The organism is Elstera cyanobacteriorum (genome assembly GCF_002251735.1).
In the GTDB taxonomy this organism is placed as follows: Bacteria; Pseudomonadota; Alphaproteobacteria; order Elsterales; family Elsteraceae; genus Elstera; species Elstera cyanobacteriorum.
In genome coordinates, this window is the sequence record NZ_NOXS01000026.1 from 74,541 (window position 1) to 89,098 (window position 14,558).

The window sequence follows — 14,558 nt, forward strand, 5'->3', positions numbered from 1 at the left end:
GCGCTGGTCAGGGCATGGATTTTCGCGTCCTACCACCCCGCGAGCGACCAATCGCCTGCGCCCGTTCCCCCCTTTTCCACCCGCAGCACAGCGGTGCGCTTTCACGGCGGAACTATCGATCAGCACCTCCGCCGGAGGCCCGCCCACCGGGGCAAGCGCCTTAAAAAAAACCTGCCAGATGCCTTTGTCCCCCCAACGGACAAAGCGATTATAGAGCGTCTTACGCGGCCCATAGATCGACGGCGCATCCACCAAACGGCGCCCCGATTTCAACACATGAATGATATCGCTAATCACGCGGCGGTCATCCGCTCGCGCTTTCCCCCGGGGATCCTGCGGAAGATACGGCGCAAGCCGTGAAAACTGCTCGGCGCTCAGCCAAAAAGGTGCGTCGCTCATTCAACGCCTCCTTCACGAGGCTTTGAGTCATAACCGGATTGGCTTGAAAACAGAGTTTATGAGTCCAGAGCCTATGAAGCCTGAGAAACTACAGTGATCAATCATTTATAAACCTCCACTCTCATAAAGTTTAAAATTAACCATCGGATCATATATAAAAATTAATAAATATATATAGATAATATTTATTGCAATGAATGCAATGACAAACAATGTGCTAACCTTACTCCCCTTCACTAGCGCTACATAGCGATGGGTTGCGATGAAAATAATTAGCATTAGAACTAACAAGATAATTGCGATCTTCGCAATTCCTGTTTTTAGGTAAAAAATATTAGAACTCCCTGATGGAATAAAAGTAGTAAATAGAAATATATAATTAAATAGAAAAATAAAAAAATTCTTTTTGTCATTGAATAATAGTAATCAATTTTGATTTGATTTTTGCCATAAAATATTATCGCAATAACAGAAAAAAAGCTAAGTATATTTCGGAAGCGAAAACTATTATCGCCGTCATTGTCAGCAATGATAAAAACCTCTCTCCGAAAAGCTGAAGATAATACCCACTCATCACGCCTGCCCCCCGACCTCAATCCCGGGCACGACGCTCTTGAGGTCAGCAATCATCGCCTCCCTATGCCCAAACGGCGCCACCAGATCAATCAGGCGAAGGATCGCGCCGCTGTTCCAGTCGGCGGGATGCAGGCGCAGGGTGCCGCCGTTCAGCCGTTCCCGCACCTCTGGCGAGACCTTCCCCCACAGCGCCACGCCAATCGGCTTCTGCGGATCGCGAAAGATGCGGTAGGTGCCCAGCAGCAGGGCCGGGGCCACGAACCAATCGAGATCCGCCATGAAGAGATGCTTATGGGCGGGCGATTGCGACATCAGCCAGCAAATCTCCCCCATCGTCCCCGCAACGGTCTGTTGCGCGGTCTGCGGGGCCGAATCGGTTACAGTCGTCAGATAAAAATCCTTCGCATTTTAACGAGATATTAACGAACACAGCTTCNTTTCATCAGCGGTGCCGCCGCTTGAGTTATATTCTCCAATATATTATTTTGATAAAGATATTCTAAAAATTGGATACATGTTCAGGAATTTTCCTTCTTATGGCCGCTGGCTCAATGAGATTCCGTATGATGCTGGAAATATAATCTCTGATTATGTTGAAAAAAATATCCCATTTCGTAAATTTTATCAACAGTATGATAGTGTCGTGGTCGATGTTTCTGCTTTGAAAGGGAGAAAAATAAAATCTCTGGATCCTTTTCCGATGGGATATTTTCCGCAGTACCTTTTACCAACGCCTGGGATTGTAATTGACGAGGATGATAATTTGTATCAATTCTCCCCGAAACGCCATACTGGGAACTATAGTGGAGATGAATTTTTTCTAGCAGGCAGGGATCGCGATAAACAGAACTTTTATCTCCCCTATCCTCGGCTGGTCGAAATGCCGATTAAGACTTGGCCGGTTAGGGCTGTGATCCAGGAATAACCCCCTCGGTTTCCCCTTATTGCGCAAATTGTCGCAGATGTGCAGTCCTCGAAGCCCTGATGCCCGATTTGCGATCCTATCTTGCGCTTGCCGCTGCCAAGGACGCTAAGGTAACCAAAAGGCTGTAAACACCCGCCGCCGCCCAAAGGCGGGTATCGCCGACAACCGGGAGGGAAAGCCGCTCATGGCTGAGGATATCCGCGACGCCGCGCTAGAGTACCACCGCCTGCCCCAACCGGGGAAACTGGCCATCGTTCCCACCAAGTCGATGGCGACCCAGCGCGATCTGGCCTTGGCCTATTCCCCCGGCGTGGCCCACGCCTGTACGGCAATTGTCGAGGATGCCTCGAACGCCGCCAAATATACGGCGCGCGCCAATCTGGTGGCGGTGATTTCCAATGGGACGGCGGTGTTGGGCCTTGGCAATATCGGCCCCTTGGCGTCGAAGCCGGTGATGGAAGGCAAGGCGGTTCTGTTTAAGAAATTCGCCGGGATTGACGTGTTCGACATCGAAATCGACGCGGAAGATCCGGATAAGGCGGTGGAGGTTATCGCCGCGCTGGAGCCGACGTTCGGCGGCATCAACCTGGAAGACTTCAAAGCGCCGGAATGCTTCGAGATCGAATCGCGCCTGCGCGCGCGAATGAAAATTCCGGTTTTCCACGATGATCAGCATGGCACGGCGATTATCGTCGGTGCAGCTATCCTGAACGGGCTGCGCGTCGTCGGGAAAGACCTGAAGGACGTGAAGCTCGTCACCTCCGGTGCGGGGGCGGCGGCGCTCGCCTGCCTCGATCTGCTGGTCGATATGGGCCTGCCGCTCGAAAATATCACCGTCACCGACCTTGCGGGCGTTGTTTACAAAGGCCGCGTCGAGCTGATGGACCCGCGCAAGGAGCGGTATGCGCGCGACACCAATGCGCGCGGCCTCGCGGATGCTATCGTCGGCGCAGATATTTTCCTCGGTCTGTCGGCGCCGCGCGTGCTGAAGCCGGAGATGGTGCAGTCGATGGGCGAGCGGCCCATCATTATGGCGTTGGCGAACCCGACGCCGGAAATTATGCCGGACGAGGTAAAGGGCATCCGCCCGGATGCCATCGTCGCGACGGGCCGGTCGGACTATCCGAACCAGGTCAACAACGTCCTCTGTTTCCCCTTTATCTTCCGCGGCGCGCTGGATGTTGGCGCGACGGTGATCAACGAGGCGATGAAGATTGCTTGCGTTAAAGCCATCGCCGATCTTGCCATGGCCGAAGCGTCGGAAATCGTCGCCAACGCCTATGCCGGGGAAGAGCTGAAGTTCGGGCCGGAATATCTGATCCCGAAGCCCTTCGATCCGCGCCTTATTGTCGAAATCGCCCCGGCGGTCGCCAAAGCCGCGATGGATAGCGGCGTCGCTACCCGCCCGATCGAAGATTTCGACGCCTACCGCGATCATCTCAGCGAGTTCGTTTATCGCTCTGGCCAAGTCGCCCGCCCGATCTTCGACGCCGCCAAGCGCGACCCGCGCCGCGTCGTGTTTGCCGAAGGGGAAGAGGAACGGGTGCTGCGCGCCGTGCAGCAGGCGGTTGATGAAAAACTCTGCCGCCCGATCCTCATCGGTCGCCCGGATGTGATAGAAAGCCGCGTCGCCCGCCTGGGGCTGCGGCTGAAGATCGGCGAGACGGTGGAGATTTGTAACCCCAACTCCGACCCACGCTATAACGAGTATTGGACGCTCTATCATAGCCTCATGGCGCGGCGCGGCGTCTCGCCGGACAATGCGCGTACCATCGTCCGCACCCGGAGCACCGTGATCGCCGCGCTGATGCTGCGCCGGGGCGAGGCCGATGCGATGATCTGCGGCACTATCGGCCGCTACCATCGCCATTTGGGGCATATCGCCGAAGTGATTGGCCGGGCGCGCGGCGTTTCGGGCTTCTATGCCCTCAACGCCCTCATCTTGCCGAAGGGCACCTATTTCATCAGCGATACCCATGTGCAGCGCGATCCCAGTGCGGCGCAATTGGCGGAAATGACCATCCTGGCCGCCGATGTGGTGCGCCGTTTCGGGATCAATCCCAAGGTGGCCCTGCTATCGCATTCCAACTTCGGTGGGTCGGATGCCCCGTCGGCGGTGAAGATGCACGAGGCGCTGGACCTGATCGTCGAACGCTTCCCCGATATGGAAGTCGAAGGCGAAATGCATGCCGATAGTGCCTTGAACGAGGAAATCCGCAATCGCATCTTCCCCGGCTCGCGCCTGAAAGGATCGGCCAATCTCTTGATCATGCCGAGCCTTGATGCGGCCAATATCTCCTTCAATCTGATGAAATCGACCAGCGATGGCCTCTCCATCGGCCCGATGCTGATGGGCGCGGCCAAACCCGCCCATATCCTGACCCCCTCCGTCACGGTGCGCGGGATTTTGAACATGATCGCCACGGCGGTCGTGCACGCCCAGCAGTTGGAGCCGAAGTAGAGACTCTCCTTGACTTCGCGGGCGGAGGGGGGTACCAAACCGCCTCTTCCGCGAGGTTGGCCCGGCAGGGTCGATCTGGCTCCCGTTTCGGCGGGGTGAGCACGCGAAGGCTCGGGAAATCACTGTGTTTATAGAGTGAGCAGCAATGTCGAAGCGCATTCAAGCGAAGTACAAGATCAATCGCCGTCTGGGCGTCAACCTTTGGGGCCGTGCCAAGTCGCCGGTCAACAAGCGTGAAGGTGGCCCGGGCCAGCATGGCCAGCGTCGTCGGAAGCCGACGGACTACGGCACCCAGCTGCAGGCGAAGCAGAAGCTGAAGGGCTATTACGGCAATATCGGCGAGCGCGCGTTCCGCAAGCTCTACGAAGAAGCCGTGCGCCGCAAGGGCGATTCGGGTGAAAACCTGATCGGTCTGCTGGAACGCCGCCTGGACGCCGTCGTCTACCGTTTGAAGTTCGCCATCACCCCGTTCGCTGCCCGTCAGTTGGTCAGCCACGGCCATGTGAAGGTCAATGGCAAGCGCGTCAATATCGCCTCCTACCAGGTCAGCGACAATGATGTGATCGAACTGACCAGCAAGGCGAAGCAGATGGCTGTCGTTCTCGAAGCGCAGGCTTCGGGCGAACGCGATGTGCCGGATTACTTCGACCACGATCAGGCCGGTGCCAAGGGCACGTTCCTGCGCGCGCCGAAGCTGGCCGATGTGCCGTATCCGGTGCAGATGGAACCGAACCTGGTTATCGAATTCTACTCGCGCTAATCGGCGCGACGATCCGAGTTCCGAAAGGGGCGGCCTTGCGGTCGCCCCTTTTGTTTTGATCAGCGGATCGTGCCGTCCAGCCCGTGCTTCTTGACCAGGGCGGCATAGGCGGGGGTTGCTTTATAGGCCGCCAACCCGGCATTAAAAGTTTGCAGAAAGGCTGCGCCACCGGCCGTCTTTTTGCCGACAATCAGGTAGCTGGCGTTCTCTTTAAACGGGGTTTCGGCAAACCCGATCTTCTCCGTGAGGCCCAGGTCGCCCGCCGTCGCGCGGATCACCGGCAGCGACGAGATGATAAAATCGGCCCGTCCGACATCGAGAAATTTCAGACAGGCGGGCATATCGTTCGGTTCCTGCGCCCGCAGGTCTTTGGCGTCAAGGGCGGCTTTGATTTCCGGGTAGACCACATAGCCCGTCGGATTACACAGGGTCTTGCCCTTCAGGCTCGCCATCCCGTCATAGGCAATCGGCGCGGCTTTATTGAAGACGATGCGCGATAGGTCGAAATAGAGCGCGTCGGAAAACAGCATTTCCGCCTCGCGGTCTGGGTTCCGCACATAGGGGAAGGTGGCCAGGGCTTCGCCCGCCGCCGTCATTTGGTAACCGCGCTTCCAGGGCAGAAAGCGCAGGCGCGGGGCATCACCGAGGTTGGTGAGGACCGTCCGCACCAAATCGGTGGCGAAACCGCCCTCCGGCAGTTTTTCATCACTATAGGGGGCATAATCATTGCCGGTCACGATCTCGGCGGCGGCTGCGGGTAGGGCGAGCAAGCAGGCTGCCACGATCAGGCGGAGAGAGACGATCATCAGCGCGGTCCATTCTTAACATAGAAACCCCGGACGGGACTTCGATCTTAAGATCGGGCAAGAATGCCGCGCTACATCCATCTCCCTAAAAAGTTGCTAAATTACACTTAGCGAAGAACCTGCGCTAGAAACGCCTCCATCGGCTGCGTCCAAAAACCGCCACCGAAATACATCAGCAGATGCCCGTCACGCCCTGGTACCGGCGGTGTATTGACCAACCAGCCCTGACCGCCGCCCGCGCTGAAGGCGGCAAACCAAGTCTTCGGAATCTCCGGTCCCCAGTAGCTATCATTCGCCGCATATAGCCAGAGGCTGGGGCGTTTAAGGCGGGCGCCGAAACCGCGATAGAGGTCGGCCAGCACATCGGGCGCGCAGCTCTGGCCCGGGAATTTCTCGGGGAAGCCGCCCATCCCCCCCGCGAAATTGATCACCCCGGCAACCCCTGGCGGGTTTTCTGCCCCAAGGGCAAGGCTGACGACGCCACCGACCGAGCTTCCTTCCAGCAGGATCTGCCTGGGTTTCACCCAAGGTTGCTGGCGGGCCCACGCGAGGGCGAAGCGGCTGGCCCACACGGCGTTCTCGATTGCGGTCGTATAGTCGGGGCGGTTCACACAGCCGTCCGGTAGGCGCCAGCGGGTTTCGGTATATTCAGGGTCGATGGCCGCGCTCTCCCCATAGCCGGGACGGATGGGGGCTACGACGGCAAACCCTTTGTTCAGCCAATAATCGGCATGCTGGGGGGCGAGGCCGATCACTTTTGCGCGCGCTTCACGGTTGGCCGATCGGCCATGCGAATAGAGAATCAGCGGAAACGGGCCGTTGCCCGGAGGGCGATAGACGGCGAGCGGCAGGGCCAAGGTCTCCAACCCGTAGCGCGGCGGTAGCGGCAGCTTTACCCGCTCCGTCTCGGCAATGGCAGGGCGGAGGCCAAGCAGCAGCAACGGTAGGCCAAGGAGGGCCTGCCGAAGCCAGCCTAGCCCATGCCGCTTATGCCGCCGCGACGCGCGCTTTGCGCAGCAACTCGCTGGTGTAAAGCGCCAGGCTGAGCCAGATGCAGCCGAAGGCGATGGCATGCCCTTGGGTGAAACTTTCGCCATAAACCGCGACTCCCAGCAAAAACTGTCCCGACGGAGAAATATATTGAAAAATCCCAATCGTGGCGTAAGGGAGGCGGCGGGTGGCGGCGACGAAGGCAGCCAACGGCACGATGGTAACGATGGACGTGCCGATCAGCAGGGCGCTGAGACTGGGGGAGGGGAAAAAGACGCCGATCCCGCTGGGGTCCGTCATTGCCCGCCACGTCAACCAGGCGATGCAAGGGGTAAAGACCAGCGCGGTTTCGAAGAATAATCCGACGAGCGCATCGACCGGCGTGATCTTACGCACGAGGCCATAGAGGCCAAAACTCAGTGCCAAGGTCAGGGCGATCCAGGGGAACTGCCCACCGCCGATGACGAGGCCGAGAACGCCCAGCGCTGCAATGCCGACCGCGACCCCTTGGCGCCGGGTTAGCGTTTCCTTCAGCACCAGCACGCCGAGAACGACGTTGACCAGCGGGTTGATGAAATACCCAAGGCTCGAGTCGAGCACATGGCCGCTGCTGATCGCCCAGAGCCAAACGCCCCAGTTAAGGCCGATCAGCAGCCCGGAGATCACGAGCCGCCCCAGCAGTTTCGGCTGCCGTAGGGTCGCGATCACCTGCCGTAACCGTCCGGTGACGCAAACGATCAGGGCAAGCGCCAGCAGCGTCCAGACGATGCGGTGTGCCAGCATGTCGGTGGTCGGAACGGCCCCGAGCAGGCGGAAGTAGAGCGGGGCGATGCCCCAACTGCCGAAGGCCAGCAGGGCGCAAAGATACCCGATGGTCTGGGGGGAACGGTCGGCGGGGGGCATTCCAGGGGCCTCTTGACACTGTTAGCCTGCAAGCCTAGCAGACGCCCCCGCGCTTTATTCCTGCGAAACCTGCGGGTCAGCCCCCGCGTTGTGCGCAAAGATTAGACAATTTTAGCCGCTTGCTCGAAGCTGAAGCGCGGTTGACGGGGCCGCACCTGGCTGGCGTCGGCATAGCCGAGGTTGCAGATAAAGTTGATGCGATAGGGCGTTCCGGCGAAGAAGGCGGCATTGATTCCCACCGCGTCAAAGCCGCCCATCGGGCCGCAGTCCAAGCCCAAGGCGCGGGCGGCCAAGATGAGATAGCCACCCTGGAGCGAACCGCTTTGCAGGGCTGCGTCCGAGATCGCGCGTTCGTTCGTCGTGTCGTACCAGCTTTTCGCGTTGCTGCCGGGGGCGAGCAGGTCGAAATGCTCGTAAAACTCCAGATCGATCCCCAGCAGCGCGGTGACGGGGGAGGTGGAGACGGAAGCGCGGTTCCCGCGCGACACAAGCTCCGTCAGTTTTGCCTTTTCGGCCGGGCTGCGGACGAAGACCAAGCGTAACGGGCAGCAATTGGCCGCCGTCGGCCCCCATTTGGTCAGGTCGTAGAGCGCGCGCAGGGTCTCGTCGCTGACGGGGCGGTCGCTCCAGGCGCGGTGCGTGCGGGCCTCGGTAAAAAGCTGGGCCAAGCTATCGGCGGGCAGGGCGGCGGCCATCGAAATCTCCAGTTTCACGAATTGTTCTTGTGAAAGCGCTTAAAACGACAAAACCGCCCGAGAGAAACTCTGGGGCGGTTAACGTGCCGTTCCGTGACCTCCGAAGAGGAGAGGAAGACGCGAAAGGCTTAGAAGCCTTCGCGTTCCAGGCGCTTGCGCAGCAGCTTGCGATAGCGACGCACTGCTTCGGCCTGTTCGCGCGCCTTACGTTCCGAGGGCTTCTCGAAATTACGGCGCAGCTTCATTTCACGGAAAATCCCTTCGCGCTGCATCTTCTTCTTCAGCGCGCGCAGGGCTTGATCGACATTATTGTCGCGGACGATCACATGCACGGTTTAACTCACGCCCCTTATAGTCTGGACCTGTGGATAAGAGGGCGTCCGGGTACCATATGTGACGGCGTTTGGAAAGAGAGAATCGTGAAAACACCGAGTCTTTCTGCCTTGCGCATCGGTTTACGGCCGCGGCAATGCCTGCGATAATGGGCCATGCCGTTCGATTTTTCCATTCCCGACACTGATGCCGCGCTACCGATCGTTACCGCCGGACACCCGGTTTTGCGGGCGATTGCCGCGCCGGTCGCCGATCCGACCGATCCCGCGATTGCCCGCCTGGGGCGCATTCTGGCCAATAGCCTCGCCGCCGTGGGCGGGGTTGGGCTGGCGGCGCCGCAGATCGGGATTGGTCTGCGCGTCGTGCTGTTCGAAGTGCCCGCCCGCCGACTGACCGGCGCCGCCGACGATCCCGAACAGGCGCCCTTGGTGCTGGTCAATCCCGTTATCACACCCCTTGGGCCGGAAATCGCGGAAGATTGGGAAGGGTGCCTATCGCTGCCCGGCCTATGCGGCCGGGTGCCGCGCCCGCAGCGCATCCGCTACACGGGGGTCACCCCGGCGGGCGAGGCCATCGACCGAACCGTTGGCGGCTTCCATGCGCGGGTGGTGCAGCACGAGTGCGATCACCTCGACGGCACGCTCTATCCGCAACGTATGGCGGATCTGGGTAGCCTTATGTATGTCGCCAACCGGCTATCAGCCGCGACGGCGAAGTAGGAAAGGACGGCGCGATGACCCTTGAAGCCCTGCAAACCCAGCTTTTACCGGCCATTCTCGACGAAGTGCCCTTCGATGGGTGGACGGATCGTTGCCTCGCCCATGCGGCCAAGCTGGCGGGGCTTACCCAGGTTGATCTTCTCCGCGCCTTTCCCGGCGGGGCTATCGACGTGCTGGCCTATTGGAACCGCGCGCTGGATAGAAGTGCGGCTGACGCGATAGCCGCGTCGCCCGAACTGAAAGTGCGGGAGAAAATCACCCTCGGCGTTCGCACGCGGCTGGAAGCGGCTGCGCCCCATAAGGAAGCGGTTCGCCGCGGTCTTGGCCTCTTGGCGCTGCCTGGCCATGCCGCAACCGGCGCGCGCCTGCTGGCAGGCACGATGAATGCCCTCTGGTACGCAGCGGGCGACCGGGCGACCGACTTCAACTACTACACCAAGCGCGGCCTTCTGGCGGGGGTCTATCTCGCGACCCTGCTTTATTGGCTCGATGATGATAGCGAGGGCAGCGCTGCGACTTGGGCGTTCCTGGATAAGCGCATCGCCGATGCAATGCGATTGCCGACGCTGGTGGCGCCGTTGCGCGCGGGGGTGAAGACCCTGCTGACCCCGCCCTTCCTGCGCCGCCAGGCGCCCGGCCCGGTCTGATCGCTTCCGCCCCGTGCCGCCGCCCCCCGCAAAATCCGCGTCGCATCCCGATGTGACCCAGCAGCTTCTGGAAGAGATTCTGGAAATTCTGCCGGTGAATATCTTTGTGCGCGATACCGCCGGGCGGTTCATTTACGTCAATTCCCAAACCGCGCGCTTCATTGGCCTGACGCCGGAGGAGATGATCGGCTATACGGTCTTCGACCTATACCCGCCCCCCATTGCCCAGCGCTTTCATGAGGGCGATCTGGCGGCCCTGGCGGGGGAGGAGGTTCATCTCGAAGACTGGATCGTCCCCGATCCCGACGAAACGCCGCGTCAGTATCTGTTGCGTAAACGGGCGGTGGAGATCGGCGGTAAAAGCATCGTTATCGGTGCTTCGGTCGATATTTCCGACCGCCTGCTCGCCGCCCATAAGCTGGCGGAGAGCGAGGCGCGCTTTCGCCATCTCATCGAAGGGTCGCTGCAGGGGATTCTGATCATCTCCGGGCGGCGTGCGCAGTTCGTCAATCAAGCCTTCGTGCAGATTTTCGGATTCAACGATGCCGCCGAAGTGCTGGCCTTCGATCATTTGATCGGCGTGTTCGGCGATGAGGCCGAACAGATGATTCTCGACATCTGGCGCCGGATGGTCGAGGGCGAGAATGGCGTCATCCTCCATCGGCTGCCAACTCGGCGCCAGAATGGTCAGCGCATCTGGGTGGACGTGTTTGCCCGCGCTATCCGCTGGGACGGGCGGCAGGCGATGCAGGTGACGCTGATCGACGTGACCCAGCGCACCCTAGCCGAAGAGGCGCTGGAGGCCTCCAATCGGGCGCTGGAGGCGGCCCGCGCGCAGGCGGAGGAGGCGGACCGGGCCAAGGGGCAGTTTTTGGCCGTCATGAGCCACGAATTGCGCACGCCGCTGACAGGGGTGATCGGCATGGCCGATCTGCTGCTCGATACCGCCCTTGATGCCGAACAGGCGACCTATGCGACGACGCTCAAAACCTCCGCCCAAAGCCTGCTGACCTTGCTGAACGATATTCTCGATCTTTCAAAGATCGAAGCGGGCGGGTTGGTGCTGGAAGAAATCGATTTCGACCTGATCGAGCTTTTGGATGGGGTGGTCGCGCTCTATCGCGGGCGGGCGCAGGAAAATCGTACCGCGCTGCGGGTTGAAACCGATCCAGATAGGCCGCGTTTTCTGCGGGGCGATCCAACCCGGTTGCGCCAAATTCTGCTGAACCTGATCGGTAATGCGGTGAAGTTTACCCAGGCAGGGCAGGTGACGGTGCAGGCGGCGGTTGAACCAGCGGAAAGCGGGATGCGGCTGATCCTGTCGGTCGCCGATACGGGCATCGGCATTACCCCCGAGCAGCAGGCGCGGCTGTTTCAGCCCTTCGTACAGGCCGACGCCTCGACAACCCGCAAGTATGGCGGTACCGGCCTGGGGCTCGCCATCTGTCGGCGCTTGGCGGAGGCGATGGGCGGAACCATCGGCGTAACGTCCCGCCCCGGTGCGGGGGCGACCTTCACCGTCAGCGTGCCGATCCGCGCGGGGGCCGATGCCTCGCCCTTGCCCGATCCGCAGGCGGCGGCAATCACCGCCTGTCGGTTGTTGGTGGCGGAGGATAACGAGGTAACGCGCACGCTGTTGCGCCTGATGCTCACCCGCCACGGCCATACGGTGGTGACGGCCGAGAATGGGCGGGAGGCGGTGGCCGCCGTGCAGGATGCCGGGCCGTTCGATCTGGTGTTGCTCGATATGCAGATGCCGGAAATCGACGGTGTTGCGGCGGCACGGGTCATCCGGTCGCTCGCGGGGCCGGAAGCCCAAGTCCCGCTGATCGCCCTGACCGCCGACCCAACGCCAGAAGTGCGGGCGGCCTGCACGGAAGCGGGCATTGATCTCGTGCTGGCGAAACCCATCGACTGGCCCAGTCTGATGCTGGCGATGGCGCAACTGATGCCCGGCCAGCGCGAGGCGCTGCCGCTGCCAGCGGCGCCCGTCGCGGTGGAGGAGGCGCCCGTGCTCGATGCCGTCGTTGCCGTTACCCGCGAAGCGCAATTGGGGCCACTCGGGGTGAAAATCCTCTGGGCGGAGGCCCCGGCCAGCTTTGGCGAGGCGCTGGCCCGTTTGGGACGGGCACAACGCTCGCAGGATTGGGGGCAATGGGACCAAACGCTGACCGGGCTGGCGACCCTGGCCGATGGTCTGGGGGCGCCCCGGCTGGCGGCGGTTGCCCGGCAGGCGCTTCTGCCGGTCTCTCAGCCCTTGACTGCCGGGCAGGCCCAGCGGGTTATCGACCGGTTGACTGCTGCGGCGAAGGCCACGCTCAGCGCCGCCGACCAGCCGGGCTTACCCGCTTAAGTCAGTTTCCCAAAAGCCGCGTGACATGGCCCATCTTGCGGCCTGGACGGGCTTCCGCCTTACCGTAAAGATGCAGCTTTGCACGCGGATCGGCCAGAATCGCCCGCCATTGATGAACCTGATCGCCGATCAGATTCTGCATCACGCAGTCGGTCAGCCGTTCGGTGGACCCCAGCGGCAGCCCGCAGATGGCGCGCACCAATTGTTCGAATTGACTGGTGACGCAGGCATCCAGCGTCCAATGACCGGAGTTGTGTGGGCGCGGCGCCAGCTCGTTGACCAGCAAGTCCCCGTTCGCCGTCACAAAAAGCTCGACGCAGAGGACGCCGATCAGGTCGATGGCCTCGGCGATTTTACGGGCGAGGTCTTGCGCCTTGGCCGCCCCATCGGCGGGTAAAGGCGCGGGAACGATGGTTTCGGCGAGAATATGGTTCTCGTGGCGGTTCTGCACCGGCACATAGCAACTCATGCCGCCATCAAGCCCGCGCGCGACGATGACCGAGGCTTCGTAAGCGAAATCGACGAATTTTTCGACGATGCCGACCGACGCGCCCATCTGCCGCCAAGCGGTGGCGAGATCGCTGTCTTCCAGGATTTTCGCTTGGCCTTTGCCGTCATAGCCCATGCGGCTGGATTTCAGCACGCTCGGGCGTCCAACCTCCGCCACCACTTCCGCCATGCGGTCGAAGGCGGAGACCCCCCGGTAGCGGGTGGTGGGAACGCCGATGCGCGCCAGAAAGTCTTTCTCGTTCAGCCGGTCTTGCGTGATGCGCAGCACGCGCGGGTTCGGGCGCACCGGCAGCAGTTCGGCGAGAAAACTGACTGGTTCGACGGGGATATTCTCGAACTCATAGGTCACCACGTCGCAGTCGGCGGCAAAGCGGGCCAGCGCGTCGCGATCCTCATAGGCCGCCGTGGTCGTCTTGCTGGCGACTTGGGCGGCAGGCGGATCATTTTCCGGCGCATAGATATGGGTGCGATAGCCCAGGCTGGCGGCGGCTTGGGCGATCATGCGCCCGAGCTGACCGCCGCCGAGAATGCCAATCGTGCTACTGGGGGCGAGGATCGGATCGGTCATCGCAGCCTCAACGCCCCGTCTTTTGCCAATAGGGATCGTCCTCATCCTCTGGGCTATCGGCGACATTGGCGGTCTGGCGGGCGCGCCAGGCATCGAGCCGTTCGGTCAAGGCGGCGTCGTTGAGCCCGAGGACGGATGCCGCGAGCAGCGCGCTATTCACCGCACCCGCCTTGCCAATCGCCAGCGTGCCAACCGGGATGCCGCCCGGCATCTGGACGATGGAGAGCAGGGAATCCATGCCCTTCAGCGCATGGCTTTCGACGGGAACGCCGAAGACCGGCAGGCTGGTCAGCGCCGCCACCATGCCCGGCAGATGCGCCGCGCCGCCTGCGCCCGCGATAATGACCTTCAGCCCGCGCCCGCGCGCGTCCTTGGCGTATTGATACAGCCGGTCCGGGGTGCGGTGGGCCGAGACGATGCGCACCTCGTGCGGCACATCTAGGGCTTGGAGGGTTTCGGCGGCGTGGCGCAAGGTGGCCCAGTCGCTCTGACTGCCCATGATGATGCCGACCAACGGCGAGCTGCTCATGAAAACGCATCCCCCTTAAAGAAAAGAGGCGCGCATTATAAAGCCCTAGGCCCCCCTGGCAATGCCAGACGGCGGCGGTTAGGCAATAATATCGGGCAAAAGCGCGCTTTCGAGCTTATGGATCTGGTCCTTCAGCACCAGTTTGCGCTTTTTCAGGCGTTGAACTTGCAAAAGATCGACACTATCCCGCCGCTCGATCAAGCGGTCGATCACCTCGTCGAGGTCGCGATGTTCCAGCCGCAGTTCTTCGAGCTTGCGGCTTAATTGTTCGATATCGTCGATCATAATGCCAATCAGGTCACACCCCGGGGGCCGACAGAAAGGCCTTATACCATGAAAAAAATCGCCCGCGCATCTTTCGTGTGCGGTAAAGCGATAAGCGAG

15 protein-coding genes and 1 pseudogene are annotated in these 14,558 nt (G+C 60.9%); 6 read left to right on the forward strand and 10 right to left on the reverse strand.

Going from position 1 to position 14,558, the window contains the following annotated elements; genetic code table 11:
* Positions 1–5: 5 nt before the first annotated feature.
* A pseudogene (locus CHR90_RS03830) lies at positions 6–399 on the reverse strand (IS5 family transposase); the annotation flags it as partial.
* Positions 400–972: 573 nt separating this feature from the next.
* Positions 973–1,308: a toxin-activating lysine-acyltransferase gene (locus CHR90_RS03835; protein WP_094407657.1), complete on the reverse strand. Its 336-nt coding sequence runs from the start codon at positions 1,306–1,308 to the stop codon at positions 973–975.
* Between the two features lie 181 nt (positions 1,309–1,489).
* Here CHR90_RS03835 and CHR90_RS19115 point away from each other — a divergent pair, with 181 nt between their 5' ends.
* From CHR90_RS19115 to rpsD, 3 genes are all read left to right on the forward strand, one after another.
* Entirely contained in the window at positions 1,490–1,900 is a 411-nt protein-coding gene (locus CHR90_RS19115; RefSeq protein ID WP_141210862.1) for a hypothetical protein, read from the forward strand.
* Positions 1,901–2,084: 184 nt separating this feature from the next.
* Positions 2,085–4,361: an NADP-dependent malic enzyme gene (locus CHR90_RS03845; protein WP_094407659.1), complete on the forward strand. Its 2,277-nt coding sequence runs from the start codon at positions 2,085–2,087 to the stop codon at positions 4,359–4,361.
* A gap of 145 nt (positions 4,362–4,506) precedes the next feature.
* On the forward strand, positions 4,507–5,121 hold the full coding sequence (gene rpsD / locus CHR90_RS03850; protein ID WP_094407660.1) for a 30S ribosomal protein S4: 615 nt from the start codon (positions 4,507–4,509) through the stop codon (positions 5,119–5,121).
* A gap of 59 nt (positions 5,122–5,180) precedes the next feature.
* On the opposite strand, the gene CHR90_RS03855 is transcribed toward rpsD, so the two are convergent.
* The 5 genes from CHR90_RS03855 to rpsU form a co-directional block, all read right to left on the reverse strand.
* Positions 5,181–5,927, reverse strand: a complete 747-nt coding sequence (locus CHR90_RS03855) for a substrate-binding periplasmic protein (RefSeq protein ID WP_094407661.1) — start codon at positions 5,925–5,927, stop codon at positions 5,181–5,183.
* 107 nt (positions 5,928–6,034) lie between these two features.
* Positions 6,035–6,868: an alpha/beta hydrolase family protein gene (locus tag CHR90_RS03860; RefSeq protein WP_094407662.1), complete on the reverse strand. Its 834-nt coding sequence runs from the start codon at positions 6,866–6,868 to the stop codon at positions 6,035–6,037.
* 46 nt (positions 6,869–6,914) lie between these two features.
* The gene (gene rarD, locus CHR90_RS03865) at positions 6,915–7,820 is read right to left on the reverse strand and encodes an EamA family transporter RarD (RefSeq protein WP_094407663.1); all 906 of its coding nucleotides are present in this window, start codon (positions 7,818–7,820) and stop codon (positions 6,915–6,917) included.
* A 101-nt stretch (positions 7,821–7,921) separates the two neighbouring features.
* Positions 7,922–8,533: a malonic semialdehyde reductase gene (locus CHR90_RS03870; RefSeq protein ID WP_229671591.1), complete on the reverse strand. Its 612-nt coding sequence runs from the start codon at positions 8,531–8,533 to the stop codon at positions 7,922–7,924.
* A 110-nt stretch (positions 8,534–8,643) separates the two neighbouring features.
* The gene (gene rpsU, locus CHR90_RS03875; RefSeq protein WP_094407664.1) at positions 8,644–8,847 is read right to left on the reverse strand and encodes a 30S ribosomal protein S21; all 204 of its coding nucleotides are present in this window, start codon (positions 8,845–8,847) and stop codon (positions 8,644–8,646) included.
* 156 nt (positions 8,848–9,003) lie between these two features.
* Between rpsU and CHR90_RS03880 the strand changes: the two genes are divergently transcribed.
* From CHR90_RS03880 to CHR90_RS03890, 3 genes are read left to right on the forward strand one after another with little or no spacing between them, the layout of a single operon-like run.
* Positions 9,004–9,567, forward strand: a complete 564-nt coding sequence (locus tag CHR90_RS03880; protein WP_094407665.1) for a peptide deformylase — start codon at positions 9,004–9,006, stop codon at positions 9,565–9,567.
* Between the two features lie 14 nt (positions 9,568–9,581).
* Positions 9,582–10,214: a COQ9 family protein gene (locus CHR90_RS03885; RefSeq protein WP_094407666.1), complete on the forward strand. Its 633-nt coding sequence runs from the start codon at positions 9,582–9,584 to the stop codon at positions 10,212–10,214.
* A 13-nt stretch (positions 10,215–10,227) separates the two neighbouring features.
* The gene (locus CHR90_RS03890) at positions 10,228–12,567 is read left to right on the forward strand and encodes a PAS domain-containing hybrid sensor histidine kinase/response regulator (RefSeq protein ID WP_094407667.1); all 2,340 of its coding nucleotides are present in this window, start codon (positions 10,228–10,230) and stop codon (positions 12,565–12,567) included.
* A gap of 1 nt (position 12,568) precedes the next feature.
* Here CHR90_RS03890 and CHR90_RS03895 read toward each other — a convergent pair whose 3' ends face one another.
* The 3 genes from CHR90_RS03895 to CHR90_RS03905 form a co-directional block, all read right to left on the reverse strand.
* Positions 12,569–13,645, reverse strand: a complete 1,077-nt coding sequence (locus CHR90_RS03895) for a 5-(carboxyamino)imidazole ribonucleotide synthase (protein ID WP_094407668.1) — start codon at positions 13,643–13,645, stop codon at positions 12,569–12,571.
* Between the two features lie 7 nt (positions 13,646–13,652).
* A complete protein-coding gene (gene purE / locus CHR90_RS03900) occupies positions 13,653–14,174 on the reverse strand; it encodes a 5-(carboxyamino)imidazole ribonucleotide mutase (RefSeq protein WP_094407669.1) in 522 nt (173 codons plus the stop codon).
* 78 nt (positions 14,175–14,252) lie between these two features.
* On the reverse strand, positions 14,253–14,459 hold the full coding sequence (locus CHR90_RS03905; RefSeq protein ID WP_170941279.1) for a YdcH family protein: 207 nt from the start codon (positions 14,457–14,459) through the stop codon (positions 14,253–14,255).
* Positions 14,460–14,558 lie beyond the last annotated feature (99 nt).

Bases quoted from the DNA above. Each gene is read 5' to 3' on its own strand.
- CHR90_RS03885 (WP_094407666.1), top strand. From the start codon at position 9,582: ATGACCCTTGAAGCCCTGCAAACCCAGCTTTTACCGGCCATTCTCGAC.
- CHR90_RS03835 (WP_094407657.1), bottom strand. From the start codon at position 1,308: ATGGGGGAGATTTGCTGGCTGATGTCGCAATCGCCCGCCCATAAGCAT.
- CHR90_RS19115 (WP_141210862.1), top strand. From the start codon at position 1,490: ATGTTCAGGAATTTTCCTTCTTATGGCCGCTGGCTCAATGAGATTCCG.
- CHR90_RS03845 (WP_094407659.1), top strand. From the start codon at position 2,085: ATGGCTGAGGATATCCGCGACGCCGCGCTAGAGTACCACCGCCTGCCC.
- rpsD (WP_094407660.1), top strand. From the start codon at position 4,507: ATGTCGAAGCGCATTCAAGCGAAGTACAAGATCAATCGCCGTCTGGGC.
- CHR90_RS03905 (WP_170941279.1), bottom strand. From the start codon at position 14,459: ATGATCGACGATATCGAACAATTAAGCCGCAAGCTCGAAGAACTGCGG.
- CHR90_RS03895 (WP_094407668.1), bottom strand. From the start codon at position 13,645: ATGACCGATCCGATCCTCGCCCCCAGTAGCACGATTGGCATTCTCGGC.
- CHR90_RS03855 (WP_094407661.1), bottom strand. From the start codon at position 5,927: ATGATCGTCTCTCTCCGCCTGATCGTGGCAGCCTGCTTGCTCGCCCTA.
- rarD (WP_094407663.1), bottom strand. From the start codon at position 7,820: ATGCCCCCCGCCGACCGTTCCCCCCAGACCATCGGGTATCTTTGCGCC.
- CHR90_RS03880 (WP_094407665.1), top strand. From the start codon at position 9,004: ATGCCGTTCGATTTTTCCATTCCCGACACTGATGCCGCGCTACCGATC.
- purE (WP_094407669.1), bottom strand. From the start codon at position 14,174: ATGAGCAGCTCGCCGTTGGTCGGCATCATCATGGGCAGTCAGAGCGAC.